Source organism: Shewanella halotolerans (assembly GCF_019457535.1).
GTDB lineage: Bacteria > Pseudomonadota > Gammaproteobacteria > Enterobacterales > Shewanellaceae > Shewanella > Shewanella halotolerans.
Genome location: NZ_CP080417.1, coordinates 541,456 through 566,925, shown reverse-complemented (window position 1 = coordinate 566,925; position 25,470 = coordinate 541,456). Strand labels below are relative to the sequence as shown.

Annotated in this window: 24 protein-coding genes and 1 riboswitch; of the genes, 12 read left to right on the top strand and 12 right to left on the bottom strand. The window is 55.8% G+C overall.

Going from position 1 to position 25,470, the window contains the following annotated elements; all coding sequences use genetic code 11:
* Positions 1-147 precede the first annotated feature (147 nt).
* Positions 148-489: a thioredoxin family protein gene (locus K0H81_RS02605; RefSeq protein ID WP_220059794.1), complete on the top strand. Its 342-nt coding sequence runs from the start codon at positions 148-150 to the stop codon at positions 487-489.
* Positions 490-698: 209 nt separating this feature from the next.
* Here the strand turns inward: K0H81_RS02605 and K0H81_RS02600 are convergent, their stop codons facing one another.
* From K0H81_RS02600 to K0H81_RS02585, 4 genes are all read right to left on the bottom strand, one after another.
* On the bottom strand, positions 699-1,277 hold the full coding sequence (locus tag K0H81_RS02600; protein WP_220059793.1) for a NifB/NifX family molybdenum-iron cluster-binding protein: 579 nt from the start codon (positions 1,275-1,277) through the stop codon (positions 699-701).
* Between the two features lie 12 nt (positions 1,278-1,289).
* The gene (locus tag K0H81_RS02595) at positions 1,290-1,571 is read right to left on the bottom strand and encodes a DUF134 domain-containing protein (RefSeq protein WP_220059792.1); all 282 of its coding nucleotides are present in this window, start codon (positions 1,569-1,571) and stop codon (positions 1,290-1,292) included.
* 192 nt (positions 1,572-1,763) lie between these two features.
* Positions 1,764-2,780, bottom strand: coding sequence for a DUF2846 domain-containing protein (locus tag K0H81_RS02590; RefSeq protein ID WP_220059791.1), 1,017 nt, complete (start codon positions 2,778-2,780; stop codon positions 1,764-1,766).
* An 88-nt stretch (positions 2,781-2,868) separates the two neighbouring features.
* The gene (locus K0H81_RS02585; RefSeq protein ID WP_220059790.1) at positions 2,869-4,221 is read right to left on the bottom strand and encodes a M24 family metallopeptidase; all 1,353 of its coding nucleotides are present in this window, start codon (positions 4,219-4,221) and stop codon (positions 2,869-2,871) included.
* Between the two features lie 132 nt (positions 4,222-4,353).
* Between K0H81_RS02585 and K0H81_RS02580 the strand changes: the two genes are divergently transcribed.
* A complete protein-coding gene (locus K0H81_RS02580) occupies positions 4,354-4,983 on the top strand; it encodes a flavin reductase family protein (RefSeq protein WP_220059789.1) in 630 nt (209 codons plus the stop codon).
* A 5-nt stretch (positions 4,984-4,988) separates the two neighbouring features.
* On the opposite strand, the gene dauA is transcribed toward K0H81_RS02580, so the two are convergent.
* The gene (gene dauA, locus K0H81_RS02575; RefSeq protein ID WP_220059788.1) at positions 4,989-6,686 is read right to left on the bottom strand and encodes a C4-dicarboxylic acid transporter DauA; all 1,698 of its coding nucleotides are present in this window, start codon (positions 6,684-6,686) and stop codon (positions 4,989-4,991) included.
* Between the two features lie 531 nt (positions 6,687-7,217).
* A riboswitch (glycine riboswitch) is annotated at positions 7,218-7,337 on the top strand.
* Positions 7,338-7,553: 216 nt separating this feature from the next.
* On the opposite strand from dauA, the gene K0H81_RS02570 reads away from it, so the two are divergent.
* On the top strand, positions 7,554-8,927 hold the full coding sequence (locus K0H81_RS02570; protein ID WP_220059787.1) for an alanine/glycine:cation symporter family protein: 1,374 nt from the start codon (positions 7,554-7,556) through the stop codon (positions 8,925-8,927).
* A 355-nt stretch (positions 8,928-9,282) separates the two neighbouring features.
* Here K0H81_RS02570 and K0H81_RS02565 read toward each other — a convergent pair whose 3' ends face one another.
* Both K0H81_RS02565 and K0H81_RS02560 read right to left on the bottom strand, forming a co-directional pair.
* Positions 9,283-9,945 (bottom strand): arginine N-succinyltransferase, encoded by a 663-nt coding sequence (locus tag K0H81_RS02565; RefSeq protein ID WP_258406367.1) that lies wholly within the window; start codon positions 9,943-9,945, stop codon positions 9,283-9,285.
* A gap of 224 nt (positions 9,946-10,169) precedes the next feature.
* Entirely contained in the window at positions 10,170-10,922 is a 753-nt protein-coding gene (locus K0H81_RS02560) for a hypothetical protein (protein WP_220059785.1), read from the bottom strand.
* A gap of 245 nt (positions 10,923-11,167) precedes the next feature.
* Between K0H81_RS02560 and K0H81_RS02555 the strand changes: the two genes are divergently transcribed.
* The 3 genes from K0H81_RS02555 (at position 11,168) to K0H81_RS02545 (ending at position 13,813) form a co-directional block, all read left to right on the top strand.
* Positions 11,168-11,674 carry a hypothetical protein gene (locus K0H81_RS02555; protein WP_220059784.1) on the top strand — a complete coding sequence of 169 codons (507 nt, stop codon included), beginning with the start codon at positions 11,168-11,170 and terminating at the stop codon, positions 11,672-11,674.
* 162 nt (positions 11,675-11,836) lie between these two features.
* Positions 11,837-13,429, top strand: coding sequence for a bacteriohemerythrin (locus K0H81_RS02550; protein WP_220059783.1), 1,593 nt, complete (start codon positions 11,837-11,839; stop codon positions 13,427-13,429).
* A 129-nt stretch (positions 13,430-13,558) separates the two neighbouring features.
* Positions 13,559-13,813: a DUF2999 family protein gene (locus K0H81_RS02545; protein ID WP_011864297.1), complete on the top strand. Its 255-nt coding sequence runs from the start codon at positions 13,559-13,561 to the stop codon at positions 13,811-13,813.
* A gap of 82 nt (positions 13,814-13,895) precedes the next feature.
* On the opposite strand, the gene K0H81_RS02540 is transcribed toward K0H81_RS02545, so the two are convergent.
* Positions 13,896-15,923, bottom strand: coding sequence for a dipeptidyl-peptidase 5 (locus K0H81_RS02540; RefSeq protein WP_220059782.1), 2,028 nt, complete (start codon positions 15,921-15,923; stop codon positions 13,896-13,898).
* 347 nt (positions 15,924-16,270) lie between these two features.
* On the opposite strand from K0H81_RS02540, the gene K0H81_RS02535 reads away from it, so the two are divergent.
* The 5 genes from K0H81_RS02535 to K0H81_RS02515 all read left to right on the top strand — a co-directional run bounded on the left by K0H81_RS02535 (position 16,271) and on the right by K0H81_RS02515 (position 20,038).
* The gene (locus tag K0H81_RS02535; protein WP_220059781.1) at positions 16,271-16,729 is read left to right on the top strand and encodes an ArsR/SmtB family transcription factor; all 459 of its coding nucleotides are present in this window, start codon (positions 16,271-16,273) and stop codon (positions 16,727-16,729) included.
* Positions 16,730-16,739: 10 nt separating this feature from the next.
* On the top strand, positions 16,740-16,988 hold the full coding sequence (locus K0H81_RS02530; protein ID WP_220059780.1) for a thioredoxin family protein: 249 nt from the start codon (positions 16,740-16,742) through the stop codon (positions 16,986-16,988).
* Positions 16,989-17,015: 27 nt separating this feature from the next.
* Entirely contained in the window at positions 17,016-18,032 is a 1,017-nt protein-coding gene (locus K0H81_RS02525; RefSeq protein ID WP_220059779.1) for a permease, read from the top strand.
* A 92-nt stretch (positions 18,033-18,124) separates the two neighbouring features.
* Complete coding sequence (locus tag K0H81_RS02520; protein WP_220059778.1) at positions 18,125-18,730, top strand: excalibur calcium-binding domain-containing protein; 606 nt, start codon at positions 18,125-18,127, stop codon at positions 18,728-18,730.
* Between the two features lie 36 nt (positions 18,731-18,766).
* A complete protein-coding gene (locus K0H81_RS02515) occupies positions 18,767-20,038 on the top strand; it encodes a hypothetical protein (RefSeq protein WP_220059777.1) in 1,272 nt (423 codons plus the stop codon).
* 120 nt (positions 20,039-20,158) lie between these two features.
* Here K0H81_RS02515 and K0H81_RS02510 read toward each other — a convergent pair whose 3' ends face one another.
* The 4 genes from K0H81_RS02510 to K0H81_RS02495 all read right to left on the bottom strand — a co-directional run bounded on the left by K0H81_RS02510 (position 20,159) and on the right by K0H81_RS02495 (position 24,042).
* Entirely contained in the window at positions 20,159-20,971 is an 813-nt protein-coding gene (locus tag K0H81_RS02510) for a hypothetical protein (protein WP_220059776.1), read from the bottom strand.
* 2 nt (positions 20,972-20,973) lie between these two features.
* Positions 20,974-22,140: a BamA/TamA family outer membrane protein gene (locus K0H81_RS02505; RefSeq protein WP_220059775.1), complete on the bottom strand. Its 1,167-nt coding sequence runs from the start codon at positions 22,138-22,140 to the stop codon at positions 20,974-20,976.
* Between the two features lie 288 nt (positions 22,141-22,428).
* Positions 22,429-22,833 (bottom strand): hypothetical protein, encoded by a 405-nt coding sequence (locus K0H81_RS02500; protein WP_220059774.1) that lies wholly within the window; start codon positions 22,831-22,833, stop codon positions 22,429-22,431.
* Between the two features lie 135 nt (positions 22,834-22,968).
* A complete protein-coding gene (locus tag K0H81_RS02495; protein WP_220059773.1) occupies positions 22,969-24,042 on the bottom strand; it encodes a tetratricopeptide repeat protein in 1,074 nt (357 codons plus the stop codon).
* 206 nt (positions 24,043-24,248) lie between these two features.
* On the opposite strand from K0H81_RS02495, the gene K0H81_RS02490 reads away from it, so the two are divergent.
* Positions 24,249-25,298: a nuclease-related domain-containing protein gene (locus K0H81_RS02490; RefSeq protein WP_220059772.1), complete on the top strand. Its 1,050-nt coding sequence runs from the start codon at positions 24,249-24,251 to the stop codon at positions 25,296-25,298.
* Positions 25,299-25,470: the final 172 nt, after the last annotated feature.

Here is a 25,470-nt window from a genome sequence, read left to right as displayed (position 1 = left end):
AAGAAGTGTGAACCAGGTAGGTAAATTAGGCTATGATATTGAATTTAAATACCTCTTTAGAGGCATGCTCAGTAAGTAGCGTAACGCTTGCGAAGCCTCTCGAGAGCATCGAGGCGAAAGAGAGCATGAAAGACAAGGGTAATACAGATGCCACAGTTAACCGCAGATAACATAGAGTCTAATGACGCCTTGGACGACTACTTAGCCACCCATGAGGCCGTGCTCCTGCTCTTTGGCGGCGCCCACTGCGGCGTTTGTCAGAGTATCAAGCCCAGGCTGCTGCAGATGCTGGCCGAGGAATTTCCCAAGATGCGCCTCTGCTATATCGACTGTGAGCAGCAGGCCGATATTGCCGCCGCCCACAGGGTGTTCAGCCTCCCCGTCGTCGAGCTCTACTTTCAGGGTCAGGCGTTCGCTCGCTTCATGAAGGTGTTTGCCATGGCCGAGGTGAGAGAGGCGATCGCTCGCCCCTATCAATTGCTGGACTAGAGAAGGTGCGAATAAGTCCCGTGCTTGCTCTGCGTGTGCTTAAAGTGAATAGATGCAAGGCACAGTTTGCAGCGAATGGCCCTAGTCCTTCACAAGAAATGGAACGCAGCAAATACCACTGTAAGCCTCGCCCTGCGGGGCTTTGATAGCAACGACTTGTTCGCACCTTCCCTGGCCTATATGCCTCTTTACTAACAGACCATGATCAATCAAGTCAGAGGACGAAATCCCTGATAGCTGATGGGCTTGTCGGCCTCGCCTTCAGCCGTGCGTGAAGAATGGGCAGCCTTATGCAAAGCAGACTGCTGCAACAGGCTTGAGGATTGGGCCTTGTGCCCATCATGGCCACCACATCCGCAGCCGCCACTCGCACCCGAGCCACTCGAACTAGAGCAACAGCCACCGCCATCTGCACAGCAGCCGCCCTTCTTGGCGTGATTGAGGGAAGCCCGTCCCTGTGAGGCGTCCAGCAGACGATGCTCCAGCAGCTGAGTCTGGCTAAGCAGCACCTCGATACTCTCAGCGTTGTCACCCTGGCTGACACTGATCCCCGCCGCCAGCAACTTACCCAGCATGCGCTCGCCGATATGCTGCACTATCACTATGTCTGTCTTCTGCGCCTTGATCAGGCTGAGCAGCTCACTCTTGGCGCGACAACCACCGCCACCTATGGCCGGGTTATCGAAGCTGGTGATCAGCTGGTGATATTCGTTGAAGAAGCCGATGCGCTGCGCCTTGGTAAAATGCGCCGCCAGACGGCCCCAGCTCATGGGCATAGCAATTATCATGATGATTCCTTATTAGTTCGATGTCGGCAACACTATGGCCTGGCCCTGAGTGATCGCCGTCGCCACCTTTTGGCGGGCACTGGCCAGCAGATTGCCGAAGGTCTGGCGGGAGATCCCCATGGACGCGGCCGCCTCCAACTGACTCAGACGCTGCACATCCCCCAGCGCCAGGGCCTCAAATTCGTCGGCCTCCAACTGGATCTTCTCCAGCTCCACGCTTGGGATCCCATTAGGCTTAAACAGGCTGCAGGGCGGACGGCACTGCAGGCGGCGACATTTTTTGGGTCTTGGCATGGCCATTCCCTTTATCGATTAAATGTTGATGAGTTATTGGCGTAGGCCAATAACTGAATTGTGGGAGATCTTATGAAATGAAACTGAGGGCCGGCTCACACTGGCTTATATTCGCGGTGGCTAAAAAAACAAAAAGCGAACCACCTAAGAGTGATTCGCTTTTGAGAGGCCCTAGAGCCTAGAGACTAGAGACTAGAGCGCGTGCTGCTTAGTCAAGGCTCGAGTGCTCATCTCACCAGCATCTATGCTCTTAAATTTTGGCGTCAGGTATTCCTTCGCCATCTGAACACGCTGGGCAAACTCCGGCTGCTGCACCACAGTCTCATCCAGCACCATCAGCCTGGCTTTCTCCTGCCACTTCTTGATGGTCTTAGCCGACTTGACGGGATCGATCGGCAAGATCTGCACATGGGCCTGATTCCATCCCATGTCGACATCGTACTCGACCACATACTCCTTGCCCGCCTCGACCTCGGCTTCGAGCACAGAATAACGCTCAGAGAGTGATACGAAGGTGTGCTTGCCCGGGGTAACTCTCACCTGAAAATAGGTGCCCGCCTTGGTACTGCCCACATAACCGGTTTCAGACCAGACATCGAAAGGCACCTCACCGATCAGCGTCTCCATGCGATAGAAGTTGATCACCGCCGAGTGCTCATCGGGTTTAATCGGCTCGACGCCGGTCTTCATCACGGGAAAACCCAGCAAGGCAGGGTTGGCCAACAGGTTATCGTAGGCATCGTTCTTTCTCGGCGCGCCGATATCTTTGGCCTTCTTAGTCTGCATGATCATAGAGACACCAAGGTCACGCTCGACCTCCTTCATCTTGCCCGTGGTGTAGTCTATAGTCAGATACACTGTCTCACCGGGACGATTATCTACCCGGCTATAACCGAAGCCCACCAGCCCCTGCACCAGATGCACAGAGTTAAGCCCGGTTGCCAGCTTTAACAGGGTATGACTGCCGTTAGAGAGATCGGCAACCACATCTTTGTTAGCCGCTACCCAGGCACCGCGGGCGCCCCCCTGAAAGTTAGCACCGCGGATCACATAGACGAAGGTTTGCTCCTGAGTCGGCGTCGCCTCAGGTTTAAACTGGCTCACCAGCTCAGGATCAACCTTATAGGAGGTGGCACAACCTGTGGTCAGGCCTAATAAAACAACCCCTAAAATTAGCGAAAAATGTTTTTGTATCTTGTAGTTAGTCACGATTTTTGTTCCCTCAAAAAAAAGAAACTAGAAGCTACTGCCAGGCCAACCGAGTGTCAACAAAAACACAACAAATGTATTAGTCCGCTCACTGACCTCCCATACTTAATTCCGGTTCGATTAAGATCAGTGCCGTTTGGCGGCCATCCAGATACCAGACGCCGCTGGCGTCAAACATGGCATCTTCCTCCAGCATGATACGGATCTCGCGCTCCCATTCGGGGATAAACACGGCGTTATTGAGCTCGATGGAGTAGGCGGTATTGAGATGCAGGGGGTGATCCCCAGATCCCGCGATCCCTTGCTGGGCATCCCACATCCCTAAGCTAGTGCCTGCGCCATGACCGTGATAGCCGATGGGATGAGAGTAAATAGTCGGCTTAAGCCCGGCAGCGATGGCCTGTTCGCGCGCCGCCTTGAGCACCTCATTGCCCGTCCTGCCCACGGCAAACTGAGCCGTGAGTAGGTCTTGCAGCTGGTTACCAGAGTTAAACGCCTTCACCAGATAGTCGGGCGCCTGGGTCTCGCCATCGCGCAGTACATAGGCGAGTTGCTGGGTATCGGTATTCAATCTCAGGTAGGTGATACCAAAGTCCACATGCAGGAGATCACCCGGCAGAATTAGGGTATCGCCAGAGAGGTCTTGCTGCTTAGCCCTCTGTATAGTGACGCTGGGATGGAACCAGGTGTCGAGTTTCAGCTCACGTACCCGCTCCCTAAACCACCACACCAGATCCTCGCTGGTCGTCTGCCCCACCTTAATCACCCGATTGGAAAAACCCCGGGCGATTATCTCATGGGCCATCTTGATCAGGCTGGGGTAGAGCTCAACCTCCTCTGGGATGCGGCGCTCAAGCCAGCCCACCGCAAGCGGCTCGGCAGACACCAGCGCCTGTCGATAACGCTCGGGCAGATGACTCAAGAGCCGCTGCTCGTCTCCCGATACCAAGCCGTCGGCGTGGGCCCAGTTGCCGGAGCGGTTCACTCCGATACGCTTGGGTTGATAGCGCTCCACTAAGGCGTTAAGCGCCTGCCACTGACTGGGATGCGCCTCCTTATCCCAGGCCTTGGTAAACAGATTCCCCACACTGTAAGGCGCGATGGCATAGGCGTTCACCTCACCCGCTTTATCGCGGGCAAATACCAGTATGGTGGTGCGCCGCGCCGACAACCAGGTAACAGGTAGCAGGGTTTTCAGTACAGGATCTTCGTTATATTCACGGCTGATCAGCAGCCACATATCGATATTGGTCTCGCCCATCAAGTCGGGCAGCAATTGCTGCACACGCTTCTGGGTCAGGCTGTCGATCATCGCCGCGCGCTCGCGCAGCGGCAGTATCCCGTCGGTTGCGGCCGCCCGACCAAGCTGAGGCGCCAGTAGGCAGGCGAGCGAGATAAAAATCGCAAAGAGGCTTAAGTTATTCTTCTTATTGGTAAGCATTCGAGCTCTCACAGTTAGGTAGGGGATTTTTTAGACTAATCAAAAACTCAGTCCAAGACCAGAGAGTTGTTTTTCGAGCTGAAGCGGCGTTAAATAACCTAATCGACAGCGGTCTTGGCAGAGGGTGATGAGATGGACACACAGGCGCGTTATTATTATGAACCGAGCAAGGGCCATGGGCTGGCGCACGATCCGCTCAATGCCATCGTCGGGCCCAGACCGATCGGCTGGATCGCCTCGCGTAGCCCTAAAGGCCATAGAAATCTGGCTCCCTACAGCTTCTTCAACTGCTTCAACTACCATCCGCCCATCATAGGCTTCGCCAGCGTCGGCTATAAGGACAGCCTGGCCAACATATTGGCTACGGGCGAATTTGTCTGGAATCTGGCCACCCGGCCGCTGGCCGAGAAGATGAACCTCACCTCGGCGGCCCTGCCAGCGGGCAGCGACGAGTTTGATTTTGCCGGGCTCACGCCTGTACCGGGTAGCATTGTGGGGGTTGACCGGGTGGCCGAAAGCCCGGTCAACTTCGAGTGCAGGCTGACCCAGTCGCTGCAGCTGCAATCGGCCGCAGGCGAGAAGATTGAGACCTGGCTGGTGCTGGGCGAAGTGGTCGCCGTGCATATCGATCCCAGCCTGATAGAAGATGGCAGCTACCAGACCGCCAAGGCCGAGCCTATCCTCAGGGCCGGCGGCCCCTCTGCCTACTATGGCATCTCTGAGGCGCTGCGCTTCGACATGCAGCGGCCCCAAGTGCCCTAATCGCTTTATGCCTGCGCCGTCATCCTCTGTGCCAGGGCGAAGCTGTCGTCCATGGTGCGGGCGTACTCCACCTGACCACGGCGCTTGCGGATCCCCGCCCGCCTGAGCTTGAGCAACATGCGCGGCTGCAGGTTGTTGATGATCAGCGCCACCTGCTTGCCCGAGAGATCTTGGGCGATCGACTCCATGGCGACGATGGCGCTCATATCCAGCAGAGTCACCTCGGACATATCCAGAATCACCACCCGCACGTCGGGACGCACCAGGGCGATGGTCTTGAGCGCCTTGTGGGCAGAGCCGAAAAACAGCGGCCCATTGATGTCGTACACCACCACACTCTCAGGCACCTGGTAGGCCTGATGGTTAGTCTCCACCGCCCTGGCATCGGTCAGGCTGATGCTGCGGCGAATAAACAACATGGCCGCCAGCCCCATGCCCACCGCCACGGCAATCGTCATGTCGAACAACACGGTAAGGGCGAAGCAGAGCACCAAGATCAACACATCGTCCCTCGGCGCCACCTTTAAGGTACGGGCAAAGTGTTTGACCTCGCTCATGTTCCAGGCCACCACCAGCAGCAGCGCCGCCATCGAGGCCATGGGAATGTATGACAGCAGCGGCGCCAGCAGGAGGATCCCCGCCAGAATAAACAGGCCATGCACCACTGAGGCCAGCGGCATGCTGCCCCCGGCCTTGACGTTGGCCGCGGTGCGAGCGATGGCCGCCGTTGCAGGAATACCGCCAAACAGAGGCACCAGCATATTACCCAGCCCCTGGCCGATCAGCTCATCGTTAGGGTTGTGCTTCTTGCCCGACATGCCGTCGGCGACCACGGCGCACAGCAAGGACTCCAGCGCCCCAAGGATGGCGATGGTAATGGCTGAGGGCAGTAGCTCGCGCACCAGCTCGAAGCTCATGCCTATGGGCTGACCATCGGCGCCCGGCAGGTTCCAGGGCCACTCGAAGCTGGGCATGATGGGCGGAATACCGCTGCCCAGCAGGCCATCGAGCTCATAGTGAAAACGGCTGCCTATGGTCGCCACCGAGAAACCGCCTATCATCTGGGTCATGACCCAGGCGATGAGTGCGCCCACCAAGAGCGCCGCCAGATGCGCCGGCACCTTAGACTTGAGCTTAGGCCAGACCAGCAACACGGCCAGGGTCAGGGCACCGATCAGCGTCTCCTGCCAACTGATGCTGGTCAGCGCCTGGAGGATATAGGAGAGCTTTTCCAGGTAATGTTCGCCACCGGCGGCCACCTCAAGGCCGAAAAAGTCTTTGATCTGAAAGGTGGCGATCACCACACCTATCCCGGCGGTGAAGCCTACGGTCACGGGATAAGGCACTATCTCGATCAACTTGCCCAGCTTACCCAGCCCCATCAACAGCAGTATCACCCCGGCCATCAGGCCGCTCAGCAGGAGTCCCCCCAGGCCAAACTGCTGCACTATGGGCAGCAGAATCACCACGAAGGCCGCCGTCGGCCCAGAGATGTTGACCTTAGAGCCGCCACACAGGGCGATCACTATGCCGGCGATCATCGCCGTGTAGAGGCCGTGCTGGGGCGGCACGCCGCTGGCGATCGCCAGTGCCATAGAGAGTGGCAGGGCAATCACCCCCACGGTCAATCCCGCCAAGATGTTGGTCTGTATCTCCTGAAAAGAGGGTTTAGCGCTGATGCTTTTTTTGACTGCTGAAAACATGTTGATCCCGATGAAATAATGCTTGCGGCCGCAACACAGTTGCGAACATCTGAGTGTAACGAGTCGAGATCAAGGCTTGTCTGCACTTGGCAAAAAATGGCAAGTCGTGAGGTGACGATACACCTGAAGTTTCTGTGAGCGTAGAGGCTGGACTGCTAAGCAATGAATGCCAGTATAACCACAGTGTGATTATGAGCTTTTATTCTAAACCCTGGGCGGGCGCCAAGGTAAGAGGCTGGGCGAAAAAAATCGTACGCCTTTGGTCTAAGCTTGGCGTTTAAGCCCTCTCCTCCCTATCCCCTACTCTCTTTGCCACACTTCTCAACCAAAAGTGTGACTTCGCCCCTTGAGATGGCGCGGCGTTTGGCGCATGCTATACGGCCCCGGGGGCTTCAGCCCCCGGATTCCGTTCGGATGAAGGTAGCAGGAGAGTGGGGAGTCAACCCCACACCGACGAGGCAAGTTTGTCGCCAGGCGTTATCGGCGAGAAACCACTCTTTCAGGTGCCATATTGTGGCGTGGACTGTTACTGGACGAGCCTCTGGAGAGACTGTGAGCCCAGGATAACCCCTGAGTATCACGGCGCCGAAGGCGAAAGTGCAGCCCCAATGGCTGCGCGAAACGCTCAGGCAAAAGGACAGAGGAGAGGATGACTGTAGCGGTTATAGCCCCGGCTATATTCAGTCACTGTCGTTTGTTGCTTTTGCCCAGTTGGTATCCACCAATGTAAATGCTTGTCGCAGCTAATAGCTGTAACTGTTAATAGCTGTCAAATAGCCACAAACGCCAGTCTCCACACAGACATTTCTTTTCCTCCTCCATATTAGGGGGTCTACGGACCCTTGAGTTTAATATTCGAGGAACATCATGAATTTTCACGCGTTACTAAGCGAGATCAACGCCATCGTCTGGGGCCCTATCACCCTGTGCCTGCTGGTCGGTACCGGCCTCTATCTCACCCTGCGCCTCAGGCTGATCCAGGTATTCAAACTGCCCCTGGCACTCAGGCTGCTGTTCAAACCCGCCAGCGGCCAGGGGGACCTCTCCTCCTTCGCCGCCCTGTGCACCGCACTGTCGGCCACCATAGGCACGGGCAATATCGTCGGCGTGGCCACCGCCATCAAGGTAGGCGGCCCGGGCGCCCTCTTCTGGATGTGGCTGGCGGCCTTCTTCGGTATGGCCACCAAGTATGGCGAGTGTATGTTGGCGCTCAAGTATCGCACCACAGATGCTCGCGGCAATATCGCCGGCGGCCCCATGTATTACATAGAGCGCGGCCTGGGTCTGAGCTGGCTGGCCAAGCTGTTCGCCCTGTTCGGCGTCGGCGTCGCCTTCTTCGGCATAGGCACCTTTGCCCAGGTCAACGCCATCAGCGACGCCATGACCATCGCCTTCCACCTGCCCGCCTGGGTCACGGCCCTGGTGCTCACCCTACTGGTTGCCGCGGTTACCCTTGGGGGCGTTAAGCGGATCGCCAAGGTGGCACAGAAGCTGGTACCCAGCATGGCGCTGGGATATGTGCTGGCCTGCCTGTGGATTTTGGTGACCTTTAGCGAGCAGATCATCCCGGCGCTGCAGCTGGTGATCCACTCGGCTTTCAGCCCCATCTCGGCCGCCGGCGGCTTCCTGGGTGCAACTGTTGCGCAGGCGATTCAGATAGGGATCGCCCGCGGCGTCTTCTCCAACGAGTCGGGTCTGGGTAGCGCGCCCATCGCAGCGGCCGCCGCTAAGACCAAAGAGCCGGTCGAACAGGGGCTGGTGAGCATGACGGGCACCTTCTTCGACACCCTGCTCATCTGCACCATGACGGGACTGGTGCTGATCATCACGGGGGTCTGGAGCGGCGACGCCGCAGGTGCCGCCATGACCAGCGCCGCCTTCGCCACCGGCGGTTCGGCCGTCATCGGCCAATATCTGGTCACCATAGCCCTGGTCTGCTTCGCCTTCACCACCATACTGGGCTGGCACTACTACGGCGAGCGCTGTTGGTACTATCTCACCGGCCACAAGCTGGGCGAGCGAGGCATTAAGATCTACCAGTTTATCTTTCTCAGCCTGATCGCCGTGGGAGCCTTCATCCAGCTGGATCTCATCTGGCTGCTGGCCGATACCGTCAACGGCCTGATGGCGATCCCTAACCTGATCGCCCTCATCGGCCTGCGCAAGGTGATCATAGCCGACACCCAGAGCTATTTCGCCGCCCGGGATAGCCAGGGCGCACAGCAGGAGTTGACCGTCTGAGAACTTAATTGATCGCCAGAACGCTTAAAGGATCGCTGCCGAGCGCGGCGGCGATCACAACAAGTCGACAAAAGCTGATCGAGATCAAATACCCGAGTAATTTAATCAAGTACTCTGTGGCCAGTTAATCGAACCAACAGGAGTTGTTATGAGTTGTTGTGGCGGATGCGGCGGACAAGCCGAGAAACCTAAACAGGAAGAGAGCAAACAAGAGAAGGCAGCAGAGCAGGAGGCCGACACCCAGCAGACCAAGGACTAGGCGCCATCTCACCATCTCCCTACACCACTGCATCGAAAGCCGGCCCTCATCACCGGCTTTTATTTTGCCTCCTAATCAGCCCGGGGCCGGGCGATTCTAGCGTCGTAATTTAAGATAGAGTTCGCCATCGCGGATCTGCAGCTCCTCGACCCCGTCGGCGAAGGCGGTCCAGAAGCCGCGATCGCCAAACTCCCCGACCAGATTGACGTTCTTCATGTTACCCAACCAGGCATTGGGGATAGGCACCCCCATCAGGCTCACGCCGACCAAGGCAACCACGGGGCGACGGCTGGCGTCCAGATGGATGTCCAAACCGGCGTTCACCCGCAGGATCTCACCGGCCATGATGGGAAAGTCCTGGGGAATGGGGATCAAGATCTTGGCGCTGGCCAGATTGTCGGAGAAATCTATCGCCACTCGCTCGGCAAAGTCTGGGTTGCGGCCAATCATGGCGTTGACCTCCTTCTCGCTAAAGGTCACCTGACGATCGGCGTCGCGCTCACGATAGGGTTCTGGCTCGAGTTTACCTGCGCCGCCGTGGCGATCATCCTTGCGCTCCACCTGCCAGCCCAGCTGGGACAGCTTGTTATCCAGCCGCTGCTCCTCCTTCGCATTGAGGGTCACAGGGGTAAAGGGCGAGGGAAAGATATAGGTCTTGATGATAAAGAAGCTGGCCAGCGCGGTCAGCACCATGGTCAGGAGCACGATCAAGAAGATCTGCATTCCACTAAAGCCTCGCTGACGGCGAATCGCGGTCATGGTGCCTCTTTTTCTGGCAAGCAATTTGTTAGCAAGCATCACGCCTTCCTTTGGCCGCCGAACTGGGTTGGTTCGCGGCGCAATAAATCAGTCTGTTGCAGGCTATGGTACTTGGCTAAGGGGAAGAAGAAAACCTGGGCCACACCCTAAGGGTGGGCCCAGGCGGAGATCGCCGACACCAGGAGAGAGGGTAGCGTCGGCAAATTTGTAGGCAAAGGTTTGATTTAAAAGACGTAAAAATAACGCAGCTTCAAGGTCGACTCTGTACCCACCACATAACCGCCCAAGGGAGAGTTCTCGCCTATGTAACGGGTCCTGTGGTCGGTAGAGGCGTTATTGACCAGAAAATGTTCGTTCACCAGCATTAGCTTATGACGCTTATCGTCCGTCAGATTAGCGGTCAGGTTGAACTCCAGCTTAAGGGTCTGCCCCAGCTCGTCATCGTTCCAGCTGGCATACTGGGGATGAAAGGTGGCGCTGAAGGTATCGTTAAACTGATAGTCCGCCTTGATGTTGAGTTGGGCACCATTATCTTTAAATACCTGACCATCGGCGCCCTTCATGTCGATCGCCGCCAGGGTCGGGTTAATCCGCAGGCAAAACTTGTCCCAACAATCTTTATAGGCGAGACCCACCGCTGCGATATTGGGGCCGGCGCCGAGCCAGTCTCCCTTGATGAGATCCACTGAGACACCGAAGTTATCGTTCCAGAAGCCGTAGGCCCAGTTGCGCGCCACGGTCATGTCGCCGTTACGGTTTATCTTGGCAGCCGTGGTGTTGCTCCAGTTAAGCCCGAGAAACTCCACATTCACCGCCTGCAAGATGGCTTCGACCTGCTGTTTCTCCTTCTTCTCCGTGGGCTGCACTGTGCGCGCCGACTCGAAGCCTAGACCACCGATAATGGTCGCCGCCGATGCCGGCGTAGCGGCAATAAAGGCGCCAGAGATCAACGCCGGAACAAGGAGTAATTTTTTCATGGGCCTTCTCTTATTGGTTATCACAGAGGTAATGGGATGTCATCTTATCCCCGCAGGGACGATCCGCCTTGGCAGTTAATATGCGAAAAACCAATAGATACTGGCGTGGTTACGCTAGCCTGCTACGAGGTGGCTAGGATGCGAGCGCTCTTGTTGCAAGCCATGCCCCACTCCTTGGACTAGGCATTCGTGGGGATTCTGTTAGAGTAATTAAGATAAACATAAAGTGCATGAGGAACTTACCTATGGGTGTATTCACCAAGCTGTCACTCCCCCTACTCGCCGCCCTGGCGCTCTCGGCCTGTAACCAGGAAGAACAATCTGCCCCCGCACAGCCACCTGCGGCAAAGCAAAGCGCTGAAGAGACTGTCGCAATTAAGGCCGATGAGGCCAAGACGACTCAAGTCGAAACGAGCAAGGCTCAGCCCAAGGCCGAGGATCTTAAAATCGTCGCCGAGGGGTTATCTAAGGAGACCAGCGACTCACTGCAGAAGGCGATCACCATGACACAAGGCACGGTTAGGTATTTCAATCTTGAGGGCGGTTTCTGGGGCATAGTCGCCGACGATGGTCGCCACATACTGCCGCAAAATCTCCCCCAGGAGTATCGCAAGGATGGCCTGCGCTTGAGCTTCAAGGCCCAGGAGGTTAAAGATATGATGACCATACAACAGTGGGGCATACTCTCTAAGCTGAGCGATATCGAGGTGATCGGCAGGGTCGACAGCAAGTCCGGCGATCCCCGCCTCTAGGCACTCACCTTCCCTCCCCTCCACATTCTGCCCGCATTAGACTAACATTCGGCCCGGCTAAATCAGCGCCGGGCCGAGCGGTTTTTATTAGCGGAGACAGATAACCTAATTAGTGAATTTGGACTAAATTTTATAGAGTCACACTCAACATAAGGTTTGGGAATGATTGATAAAATTGCGAAAAGAATCGCTTCGCTGAGCGCCCTGCAGTGGAGCCTGCTGACCGGCCTGCCACTGGTGCCGATAGCCTACCTCTTGATACGCCAAGGCGCCTGGGGCTGGCTGGCCCTGTTAGTTATCGACTACCTGTTTATCCTCTCCGTACTACTAGCCATGAGTAACATGTTCGGCAGGCTGCGCAGCGCCGCCATCCATCTCTCCGAGGGCGATCTCAGGGTAAGACTCGACACCCAGGAGGCCCTCGGCGGCCCGCTGTTTAAGGCCTTCAATCAGATAGGAGAGGATGTGTCGCGCACCGTCTTCTCCCTGAGCAAGTCTGCCCAGCAGCTGGTCAGGGTGGCCGATACCGTGCAGGCCGACTCCCAAGTCTCCAAAACCGGCGCCCTCAGACAGAAAGGCGATGTCGAAGAGGCCAAACAGATAGTCTCCAAGCTGTTTGAGACCACCGCCGAAGTCTCCTCCTTCTGCGAGTCCACCTCACAGCTGGCCAGCGAGTCCAAGCGTCAGGCGGATCGTGGTAAACAGGAGATGCGCTCCCTCGAAAAGGCGCTAGAAGAAGTTGGCGAACAGTTTGCCGCCTCGGACCAGAACTTCGAGCAGCTCAAGCAGGAGAGCCAGCAGATAGGTCAGGTGGTAGAAACCATCAAAAGTATTGCCGAGCAAACCAACCTGCTGGCGCTCAACGCCGCCATCGAGAGTGCCCGCGCCGGCGAGCTGGGCCGGGGCTTTGCCGTAGTCGCCGACGAGGTTCGCTCCCTGGCGCTGCGCACCCAGGTGGCCACCGAAGATATCAACAACAAGATAGTCAACCTGCAGACCCAGATAAATGGTGCCATCGCGGCGATGCAGAAAAACCGCCAGAGCGTGCAACACTCCCAGAGCGTGGCCAACGAGGCCGAATCCCATTTCGAAGAGTTGGTGAGCCAGATAGACGCCATCGATGCCCTGGGCCAGGAGATCGCCATCGCCTCTCAGCATCAGGTAGAGCAGACTCAGGTGCTGGAGACCTGTCTGGTGGAGGTCGACAAGGTATCGGATGAAAACGTCAAGGCTACCCAGGAGACACTACTGGCTAGCATCACGGTGCGTAATTTAGCGGGTGAGATCGACTCCCTGCTGCACCGCTTTGCCACCGACAGCGAGCAGATCGGCCGTGAGGATACACGCCGCGACAAGCTGATCGAATGGAGCGACGCCCTGGATCTCAACCTCGCCGAGATCAACCGTCAGCACCAGACCCTGGTACACCTGATCAACGAGCTCTACTATCTGCTCAACAACAACTATGGCCTGGCCTCCATCAAGCGGGTGGTACAGGGGCTGATCGACTACACGGCCAATCACTTCAAATATGAAGAGACGCTATTCGAGCAGTTTGGCTACCCCCAAGACAAGCAGCATACCGACTCTCACCACCAGCTGGTGGGCAAGGTGCTGGCGTTTCAGCGCCGGGTCGAACAGGGCGAAGATATTGGCGATGAGTTGATGGCATTTCTGAAGAGCTGGCTCAGCCAGCACATCCAGAAGGAGGACAAGGCCTATGTGGACTGCTTCAAGCGCAATGGCATGAACTAGATACTGCGGCCTGAACTAGAAACTGCGGCATGCGCTAGAAGCTAGGCATGAGAAGCTATCGCTTGAGCTGGTCACAGAGGATGCTACACTTGCGGCCTGTTTTACTTTCAACCGAGATAAGGTAGTGCAATGAATCCTATTATTGCGATCTTAAAAGAACACAACGTCAGCGACGCGCAGATCCAGGAGCTGTTTCAGGCCCTGACCGAGAACCCTCTGATGGCCATGGGCACCATTGGTCAGCTGGGGATCGCCCCGGAGAAGCTACAGCAGCTGATGGCGCTGGTGATGCAAAACCCCGCCCTGATCAAAGAGGCGGTGACCGAGCTAGGCCTGGATTTCGCCAAGGTCGAGGCGGCCAAGGCCCAACTTCAGAAGTCTTAAGCTTTTCATCTCATCAAAAAAGGCTGCACCCAGTAATTTGGGCAGCCTTTTTTTATTACTACTAAACGGCTAGATTGATCGCCTACTTGCCACCCGGCTCGGCGAAGCGGGTCATCCAGTCTTTCACCTGGTGATACCAGTAAATGGAGTTGTTAGGCTTCATGATCCAATGATTCTCGTCTGGGAAATAGATCATGCGCGACTCTACGCCGCGGGTCTGCAGGGTTCTGAACAGCTCGAAGCCCTGGCCCACAGGCACGCGATAATCCAGCTGACCATGGATCACTAGGGTCGGGGTGTTGAAATTGCCTGCGCCATAGTGAGGCGAGATAGACTGGTAGATCTCTGGGTTATCCCAGTAGTTGCCAAAGCGGGGGCTGTGCACCGAGAAGTCCGCCGCCATCTGCGAGTACATGTTGTATACGGCGGCGTGGATCAGCAGGGCGTTGAAGGGATGCTTCTGCCCCAGGATGATAGAGGTCAGGTAACCGCCATAGCTGGCACCACCGGCCACCATGCGCTTGTCATCGATCCAGGATTGCTGCTTGAACCAGTCGGCTGCCTTGAGCACATCTTCCAGTGATTTGTTCTTCCAATCCGGGTTGATGCTGTCGGCAAACGCCTGACCGAAGCTGTTGGAGCCATGGAAGTTTGGCCAGGCAGTAACATAGCCCCAAGAGGCGAAGGTCTGGGCGTTCCAGCGGTAATGGAAACCGTCTGAGATGGCGTTGTGCGGCCCACCATGAACCAGCATCATCAGTGGATATTTCTTGCTGCGATCAAACCCTGGTGGGTAGTGCACCCACATCTGGATCTCTTGGTCGTTATAGCCCTTGTAGGTTACGGACTCATAGGTGCCCAGATCGACATCCGCGAGGATCTCGTCGTTAAAGCTATCCAAACGGCTGGTCTTGCCGTTCTTGCCATTCACCTTCACCAGGCGCGCCGGGTAGAGGAAGCTATCATTAGTCGCAACCAGGGTACCATTGTTGGCGATGGCCGGCTGCCCAAAGTTGGTCGCCTTGGTGATCGCCTTCACCTTGCCATTCTTGGCATCGATATGGAACAGGCGCCTGGTGGCCGCATCGTCTATGGCGGCATAGAAACCCTTGCTGTCTGGGGTCCACACGAAGCGGGCCACGGAGCGATCCCACTCTTTGGCGAGCATCTTAGTGCTGCGCTTCTTCAAGTCGAACAGCATCAGCTTGGCGGTGTCGGCATAGAAGCCCTGAATGTGCTGGCGGGTGAAGGCCAACGTCTTACCGTTAGGGCTGAACTGCGGGCTGGCGTCCGGCGCCAGGTTGTCTGGGGTGATGTTCTCCGCCTTGCCGCTGCCGATGGCCGCGAGGAAGAGATCTAGCTTAGGATTCACCTGATTGTCGCTGCCGTTGGCGTTAAAGGCGATCCACGCTTCATCGGGGCTGATGTCATAGCTGCCCGCACCTTGCGACGAGCGTGGCAGCTCGATATTCAGGGGTTGAGTGATCGCCTCCACCTCGCCACCCTTAGCGGCAATACGGAACACATGGGCCTGACGGCCTTCGTCTATCCAGTGATCGAAGCTCGAATAGGGCAGCGCGTTCCACTGATGGGCCGACACCTTGTCGTCCTTATCGGCCTTGAGCTGCTCGCCGATCTCTGTCCAATTCTTACCCGGATAGACAGAGCTGATGAAGTAGAGGTGCTCGCCCACCCACTTGAGGCCATAGACGCCGCTCGGCACATCGCTTAGACGCTGAGCCTCGCCCGGTCCATCCATAGGCAAGAGATAGATCTGCCCCGCCTCATCCTTATCGCGCTTGCTGATAAAGGCCAGGGTCTTGCTGTCTGGTGAGAATACCGGCTCGCTCACCCGCATCCCCTTGGCGGTCAGGGCGCGCTGCTGCTTGCCGTCCTGGCTAAACAGCCACAGCTGGGTATTGCCCTTATCTTCGGGCACATCGTACTCGGTGACTGGGGCGATGATGTAATCGCCGTTGGGGGAAATGCTGGGGTTACCTATTCGACTGAGCTGCCATAGCACCTCCACCGACAGGGGCTTGCCCGTCTGGGCAAAAACCGTCGTCACCGGCATCAAGATGCACAGCAACAAAATGGCTATCTTCTTCACGCGTCCTCTCCTTCAAGTTGTTTTTATTGTGATTTGGCCAACATGATCGACCCTAACACTTAAACTAAGCTTAATCCTTAGCACACCTCCAAGAGCTTCACTCTATCACCACGCAACATAAGTACAAATTTTCGCCACACAGATAGACTATCCTGCGCCAGAGGCTCGACAGAGTTGCACAAACTGCAAATCTGATTCACTCAGATTGCAAATCAGCCAGGGCTCACAAAGCCTTCTGCAGTTGAAAGGCTCATCACAAACCCGAGCTAAACCCTTGATTAAAGCTAACTCCCCCCAGAACATTTGGCTATTATGCCAAATGAAGGCTCCACTTTTTGAGGCGCACCATGAAACCTGCAACGGCTCAGATTCAGACTCAAGCTCAGGCCCAGACTCATACCCAGACTCAAGCTCAGGCCCAAGCTCATACCCAGACTCATACCCAAGCTCATATCCAGAGCCAGGAGCGACTCAACAACCGCGCTGCCCAGCTCAAGGCGCTGGCCCACCCGACCCGTCTCTGGCTGGTTGAACAGTTGGAACATCAGGAGCGCTGCGTCTGCGAGCTGACCGACGGCGTCGACGCCGACATCTCCACCGTCTCCAAACACCTGTCGCAACTACGGCAGGCGGGCATAGTCGCCAGTCGTCGCGAGGGCAAGCAGATCTACTACCGCCTGGAGACGCCTTGCCTGCTCGGCATGCTGAGCTGTATCGAGACCGCCCTTGCGCAATCACCCGGCTGCTGCACCAAGTCATTGGCCGCCAAAACAGATAAAGCCAAACCTATTCAATCCGTTAGATAAGGAGAAACAGATGAAGATAGAAGTACTCGGCAGCGGCTGTAAACGCTGCACCAACCTCGCCAGCGACATCGCCAGAATCGCCGATGAGCTCAGCCTCAATATAGAGCTGACCAAGGTAACCGACATGGCGCAGATCGCCGCCTACGGCGTGATGTCGACCCCGGCCATAGTGATCGACGGTGAAGTCCTGGCCGCCGGTCGCCTGCCCAGCGAAGAAGAGCTCGCCCAGCTGCTAACCAAGATTAACAAGGTGCAATAGCGCCTCAGTCACCTCTAGGGAGGCCCCATGCTAGCCTGGTTTACCCAACTCGCCGATCTCCTGATCTACGATCTGCTCGGCCTCTCCAACCAGAGCGCCGCCGGGCAGGCGCTGCACTTCTTCGTCGAAGACACCAGCAAGATCTTCGCCCTCCTAGTGGTGATGATCTACCTGATCGGCTTGCTGCGGGCAGCACTCAATGTCGAGCGGGTGCGCGACTATCTGGCGGGTAAGCCTAAGCTACTAGGTTATGGCTTGGGGGCCGGCTTTGGCGCCATCACCCCCTTCTGCTCCTGCTCCAGTATTCCCGTGTTCCTCGGTTTTACCACGGCGGGGATCCCCGTGGGGATCACCATGGCCTTCCTGCTAACCTCGCCGCTGATCAACGAGGTGGCCATCTTGCTGCTGTTTAGCCTGCTGGGGGCCAAGATCACCCTGCTCTACGCCCTCACCGGCATCACCATTGGCATGCTCGGCGGCGCCCTGCTCGACCTATTGCATGCCGAGCGCTGGCTACAGCCCCTCGCCGCAAACGCCTACCGACGTGGCGCCACCCAGACGCAAACTTCAACTTCTGCATCTGACGCTTACACGCCAGACGAGAGCACGCCCGGCATAAGCTGGCGCCAGCGTCACCAGTTCGCCAAGGAGGAGACGCTCACCATCTTCGGCCGCGTGTGGAAATGGGTGATTATTGGGGTAGGTATCGGTGCGGCGCTACACGGCTTCGTGCCCGCAGGTTATCTTGAAGCCAACCTGGGCGACGGCCAGTGGTGGTCAGTGCCCATCGCCGTACTGATGGGCATCCCCCTGTATGCCAATGCCACCGGGGTGATTCCGGTGCTGGAGAGCCTGTTGATCCAAGGCGTGCCCCTGGGCACCACACTGGCCTTCTGCATGAGCACGGTCGCCGCCAGCTTTCCCGAATTTGTCATGCTCAAACAGGTGATGCAGTGGCGCCTGCTGGCCCTACTGTTTGCCCTGCTACTGGTCGCCTTCACCCTGATGGGTTGGGTGCTGAACCTGGTCACCATTAGCGGATGACAAAGCAGGAGAATTCGCGATAGCATAGGCGAACAATATTGCTTAGCCGCTGAATCAACAGGCAAATAATTCATAAAAGGACAATCTTAGCCATGGAAAGAGGCACCCTGGTTCGCTGGAACGATGACAAAGGCTTTGGCTTCATCAAGCCGAACACGCCCAATGCCCAAGATGTGTTTATCCATATCTCGGCCCTGAAACAGATGGCCAGAAAGCCTGTGGTGGGCGACGAGATAGTCTACCAAAGCCAGCAACAGAGCGATGGCAAGATAAAGGCTGTCAAGGCCAGTATTGAAGGCGTCGCCGTGGTTTCAGGCATAGCTTCTGGCCTCGCGAATAAACCGACTCGCCCGCAACATAGAGACCATACGCCCACGTCCCACTATTCTCATCGCCGCTCCGGCTCACGCCTGCAGCGGATGATCTTCATTATCATACTGGTGAGTATTGGCAGCTTCGCCATTAAACAATATCAGGCACTCAACGCCACGCCTGTCACCAGCTTTGAAGACCTTCCCGCCATAGAGGCTCAGGAGTGGCAACCGGCCACCCCAAAGTTTCGCTGTGAGGCAGGCAAGACACATTGCAATCATATGCGATCCTGCGAGGAAGCCAAATTCTACCTCCGCAATTGTCCCGGCACAGAAATGGATGGTGATCACGATGGCATTCCCTGCGAAAGACAGTTCTGTGGCTAAATCTCTAAAACTTCAATAAACAAACAAGGATGTAAGATGAAACAAGGATGTCTAATTATCGGCCTAGGCTTAGGCGCGATGACAATGAGCGCTAACGCTCAGCAGTGTGATCTCAGCATCACAGGCACAGTGCCTGAGGGCGTCAGCCTGGAGAAGCTAGTGGTCTCCACCTATAACAAGGAGCTGCCGGTCACCAGCCGCGACTTTTCCCTCTGCGCCAGCAAGCAAGATCTCCAGGTCGTCGGCCGCCATAGCCCCAACAACACCATCTACCTGATGGATAAAAGCGGCGCTATCCCCAGAGGTATCTATACCGCCGAGGTCTTCGTGCAAAGCAAGGCGATAAACTTAGATGCGGCCTCCAGTCTGACCAAGCAAGCCTGTGACCTGCGCTGCGGCTACTATGCCAGTCAGAGGATCCAGGCATCCCAAGGCTTGCAGCAACTAGCGGCGCAATACCAGCAAGTGCCCGCTACAGATAGTAAGGCGATTGCTGCCTTCTACGCTAAGCACAAGACGGCACTCACAGATCTCTACTTTAACGGCATGACGCCCAAGACCATGGCGCCGATAGATAGCAGCGCTTTCTGGGTCGATCCCTACAGCGGCGCGGGTCTCTACTTCGAGTCGCCAGCCAGCCTGCTCAGCGGCACCTACAGCGAGTATGTCGGCACTAAGATCAGACAGGCGCGCCAACAGGATAAGGCCGTTGCCGAGGTGGTAAAACAGCATAAAGCCTCACTACAAGGCCTGATGAAGGGCTTTGACAGCTGGCAGGCCCGAGGGGACGCCATCGCGGCCGTAACCGATGAGCTTAAGGCGAGCCAAGATCCGGCGGCGACTCAGGTGGCGCAGATCTTCATCGACGGCTACCAAGAAGCCGAGGCGACCCTCAAGGCATACCTCGCCAACGACAACAAGACGCCTATCGCCTCGCTCACCCAAGCCGACAAGGCATTCGAACTGCTGCTGGCCGACTGGACTGTCGCCGCCTACACCCACAGCAAAGATAAACATGCTTTCTCGGCGCTATTCAGCGAGCAATTTAAACTCAAGCTGCCAATTAAGGATCGTGAGTTAGACAAGGCGCTGAGCCGCCTGATAGACCTGCCCAGCCATCTGAGTAAGATGTCACTCGAGCAAGGCTACCAAAACATTCAGGTCGAATTTAAAGATGCCTTGCCCAAATCAAGCGAACGCTATGACTTCAAGGATGCCCTGCACAGCGTCAGCTTTGTGTATGAGAAGGGTGCCTGGCGACTCGATAGCGTCAGCCAGCTGCCGATCGCCCACTACGAAACCAACTAGCAGGCGCTTGGGTTAAATTAGTCGCTTAAGCTAGGCGTTTATGTTGGGCGTTTATCTTGAGCGTTTATGCTGGGCGTTTATGTTAGCCGCCGCGCTTGGATAAGAATGAAAGCGGGCGACTCAGGCCGAGGGGGCCAGGTCGCAACTCGAGCTGTAGTGGTTCAGCTCGATAAGGCCTTGCAGCAAGATGCCGTGATAGCGCGCCTTGATCAGTTGATAATCCAGCTCGGGGGCGAAATAGTAGGTCACCTCTTCGGCGCCAGTCTGTTCCACGGGCACCAGCATCAATTCTCCCCAAGGCGCCACCTCGGCGGCTTGCGGAGGCTTAACATAAAATTGATAGGGCTCCATGGCATCGGACGCCTGACGAACCAGGGCAAACTGATGCCTGCCCTGCATCAACAGTCGGCGCATCTCTATCGCCAGGGTGTCTACGTCCCGCAGGGCCTTGTCTTTGGAGTGATAATCGGTCACCTCACCATCCAGATCCACCCGCGCGGCGCGGCCATTGTGACTGAAGTGCACCTGCATGTCTCTGGCGCGAAAGCCGCTCACCTGCTGATGAAACGCCTGGGTGATCCACTCCTCAGTGGCCTCTGACCAGCTGAGTTCGGCTCGCTGCCGATAGCGGGTGCCTATGCCTAGGATGCTGGCCTCACTGTTTGAGGTCACTACTGCCTGTTTGCCCTGCCACTGCTCGGTGCGGCTCATGGTGCCCGTGTGTATGCCGCTGAGATAGATGTCGTAATCCGAGCGGCGAGTACACTGTGGCTTCTGCTTTGGGGTCGCATCGATAACAGCCTTGTCTTGCGCATCACGAATCCGAGTCTCGTCCGCCTTCGCGCCCTGGCTAAAGGCCAGAGCCGCAACAACGGCCGAGGCGACAAGCATAGGCTTGGTGTTAACACACAATCGAACAGGCAGCACAGTCATGGCTAGAAGACTTCGTTAACGTTGAGGTAGAAGTTGGTCTCATTCTCGCCGACACCCACATCCAGACGCAGGTTGATGTTGTCTTTGATCTTAAAGCGGAAACCCGTGCCGTAAGAGGTCAGCAGCTCGTCGTTAAGATCGCTCACCTTGTCGGCCACGCTACCCACGCCGCCCCAGAACACCATGCCGTAACGCTGGAAGATAGGCAGACGGTACTCGACCTGGCCCATCATCATCTGCTTGTCGCGGTAGCGTCCCTTGATGTAACCGCGCATGGCACTTGAACCACCAAGATCAGGCAGCATGTTCCAAGGCACATCGCCGCTGGTGAAGTGGCCCTGCACCTGCCAGGCGATAAGCCCAGGCATCTGGCTCAACAAAGAGGTGGTGCTGAGATCGATATAGTTGGCCAGCTCAAGGTCATACTTGGCGAAGCTGTCGTATTCACTGTTTTGATACAAGCCCGCATCGAGCTGGAACAACCAGCCCTTGGTGGCGTTGAGGCGATAGTCGCGGGAATCATAGATGCTGGTCACCACCAGGCCCGAGCTGAAGTTGCTTGGCAAGATGCCGTCGGATGGCAGGGGAATATCGCCCTCTACCCGAGTGAACTTGTCGGCACTGGCGTAGGTAAAGTCGGCGCCCACACCAACAAAATAGTTGTCGGCCACCTGAGTCATCCAGCGCGGCGTGAAGCTGTAGAGCTGCTCGTCGAACTCATGGTGATTGCTGTCGATGTTGCCGTCGGCTATGCCACGGCCGTAGTAGACAGACGCCTCGTTGTGCAGATCCAGCCCCAGCAGCAGACGCTGCTTGCCGCCGTTGAAGAAGGTCATGTTTTCCACTTCGACGCCGTAGGAGTTGTTCATCGACACGAAGGAGTTCAGCACCAAAGAGGAAGGTTGCTCCTCGGGCGCCGCGCCATCTGTCTTATACAGGCCCACCATCAGCAGGCCCACGCCGAACTTCTTCTCGGGCGTGTAATAGGCGGTCGGCAGGTAGCTCATGTCTATGGTCTTGCTCTCGTCAAACTCACCGTCGGCGCCGAAGACATCCAGGATCTCATCGACCCAGGTAGGCTGCATATCTTTTGGCGTTTCAATCAGGGGCTCTACGGCGGCGGCCAATTGAGAAAAGGCCAGCAGGGACAAGCATAAAATCCGTTTCATAAACACTCTAATGATTAGTCAGGAAAAATAAGATGTTAGGAGTTATGGGCTACGTATTTGTTGCAGTGTCAAACAGCAGCAACCGCAAGCCGAGCGGCATTTTACCACCCCAGCGCCGTTCAACAACGACTTTTTCGATTAACAAATGTTCAGCAAACTGGAAACACTTAGGTTAAGACGGGCTGTAGGGACAAGGGCTGGCACTGAGTAACTAGCAGCAAAGAATTGGTATTGAAGAAATAGCGATTAAAGATAGGCGGCGCGCCCGAAAACGCGCCCCACGAGGGATTAACGCACCCAGCGCATCAATTGATTGGCATCTTGCACCGCAAGCTGGCGCTTAACCAGCTTGCCCGAACCGTCAAACAGCAGGAGTTCGGCGACGCCCGCGCGGTATTTGGCGATCAGCTGCTCACCCTCTGGGGTGCCGACTCTCGCCAGTAGAAACAGTACATTATCGCCCAGGTGGCCCCGCGCCTCGTTCATCTGCTCTGTCTGGGTATGGCTCACCGCCAGATTAGGGTCGTAGACAAACACCAGGGCCGGCGTGCCCTTGCCTATCTCCTCATGGGTCGCCTTAAAGCCCTTGGGCATCATCATGATCAGCAGCGCGATCAGCCCCACCACGGCCAGACTCACCCCAATCGCCATCCAAGGCCCCCGCTTAGTCCCATTTAAATGCTGATTTCCCATGCCGCTCGCTCCCTTTGATAACCATTCCAGACACAAAACAGTCACCATGCTACCCAAGCAAGCTGAGGCAAATCTTAAAAATGGGTAATTGTTCTGGTTAAAGCCGAGCGTTAGCGCAAGAGGCCAGATAAAGGGTTAAGCCGCGCTGCGCAGATGCTTAAGGTTATGTAGCATGGCGAGCACCCGTGGCGTCATTATCCTGTGGGCGGCTGCCCTGGCCGACTCCTGCGCCTGCTGCAGGGTGCGACTATCCAGCAATGTCGCCAACCTCTGGCTGCGGGCCATGGGAATGTCCGACTCAGAACAGGCTGCGGCAATATAGGCCCAGCGATAGGCATCGACCAGCTCGCCGCGAGCCTCAAACAGCATAGACAAACGATACTGAGCGGCGGGCAAGCCGGCATTGGCGGCCAGCAGATAACTCTCGATGGCGCGATCCAGATTGGCCGCGCTTTTAGCTTCTGTACTAGCCTCTAAACCATTCTCTAAACGGTTCTCTAAACGGGTCTCTACACCAGAGCCAAAACCAAGGCCATGCTCCAGCATGTAACCCAGGTTAAGCGCCGCCAACATATCCCCCTGTTCAAACGCTCCGATGAAACAGGCCAGCGCCTCGGCGTGGCGCTGCGCCTTGGGCACCTCGATTGGCCAGTCCTCAACTAAGCCAGAATCTCCTATATCTGAGTTGCCAAAGCCAGTATTCATAAAACCAGGGTCACGCAGCAACATCAGGCCGCGAGCAGTTGTCGCGCGTATGATGCTCCCCTGCTCCGCCGCCTCAAACAGTATCAACGCCGAGCGATACTCAGGCGCTCCACCCAAGCCCATAAGCTGCATCATCCCCAGATGATAGGCCGCCTCAACATCCTGCTTCTTCAGCCAGGCCTTCTGACACCAACGTTTCGCGCTACGCACACTCGACCCCACAGGCGTCACGCCGATACAGGAGAGGTTATAGTGAAACCAAGCCTCCTCTGGCGGCAGATCTTGCCAGGCCTCAAGCAGACGCTGATAACGGCGAGGATGCTTTTCGCCATACTCCTTCGCACTCGGCGCATCCCAGTAGATAAACAGGCGCTCAAAGCCCTGCAGATCTAACCAGCCCGGCATTATGGTCGGCTTACGTTGCCCCTCGATAAAAAGCATGACAGCAACGAGCAGCGCCAGCATCACGGCGATCATCAAAACCGGCATAAGATCTTCATGCATATTGTGTATCCATACCATCGACAGCCGAGGGGCTGTTATTCCTTGAGAAATAAAAGCCGCATTATTGATTGAAGCGCAAGGAAATCCAAGTCCACATATACAAATCCCTGAACATGCTTCAATGCTTTGTCACCAGTATGAAATCAGATACACTTGCCCATTATCAGTTTGCTCATAATTGAGCAGTGAATGGATGCAATTGATAAATGATTCTGAAAAACAAATCACTTCAAACAGTACATTCCGCACAAGCCTATGCGGGACAAAAGCAAGAACAGGACGTTGCTTTCTTTCTACGTAGAGCCTTTAAAGACCATCCCCAAGTGCTGGTCATCAATGACTTTAAGTTCAGTTTTAACGATGAAACAGCACAGATAGACCATCTGATTGTTTATACCTATGGTTTTGTATTAATCGAGTCAAAGAGCATCAAAGGTCAGGTTAAGGTTAACCAACAGGAAGAGTGGACTCGCAGCCATAAGGGCACTTGGTTTGGTATGGCATCACCAATCAAACAAGTCGAACTCCAACAGGCGCTTTTGCTGCAATTATTAACGCATCACAGAAGTGAAATTCTCGGCAAGCTATTGGGCATCAAACAGCAGGGCTTTAGGTTACGAGGATGGGAACATCTTTGCGCCGTATCGAGCGATGCAATAATAAACCGCGACACCATGCCTAAGCAAGTCTCAGAAAAGCTAGTGAAAACCGAGTTTCTGGTAGATAAACTCAACGAGATAATGAACCTCAAGGGTAAGTTTACGCGATTAGTTAATTTTACAGATACCCGACCCGACTTTAGCCAAGATGAACTCAACTCAATCGCCGATTTCTTAATTAGCCATGACTTCGATAACAAGCACTCGCAAGAACAGAATGAAGCTAGCGAGTCTGCTACGTGGACACATAAAAACTTAGAACAAGACGAAATTGTTATAGATTCAGAAGCGATTCAACAGGCTGCTCAGCCACAGCCCATAATGCCGCTACAAGAGGCCCATTCCCCTTACCAGGCTCCACAGAATGATGCAGTCCCACAACTAAAACTGCTTTGTAAGCACTGTGGTGAATCAGCCAATTACAGGCCAATGTATGGTAAGTACGGATACTACATCCATTGCAACCAGTGCACTAAAAACACGCCCATGAAACAGGACTGTCCCCAGTGCCAAAGCAAGCATACCCGAGTACAGAAAAGGCAAGAAACCTACACGCTACACTGCCAAGAATGCAGCTTTAATCAGCAGGTGGTTTAGGCTTACCAAACGAAATTCGAATATCGACTCAGGTATTAGTAAAACGCTGGTACGGGCGCTCCCCCAGGAGTGTAACATCCTACACTTTAAAGCCTTTTTAACTAGAAAATGGGCCAAAAGTGTCATTTGTTACACTATCAGAGTCTCTAACACCGCAAAACATCATCGACAC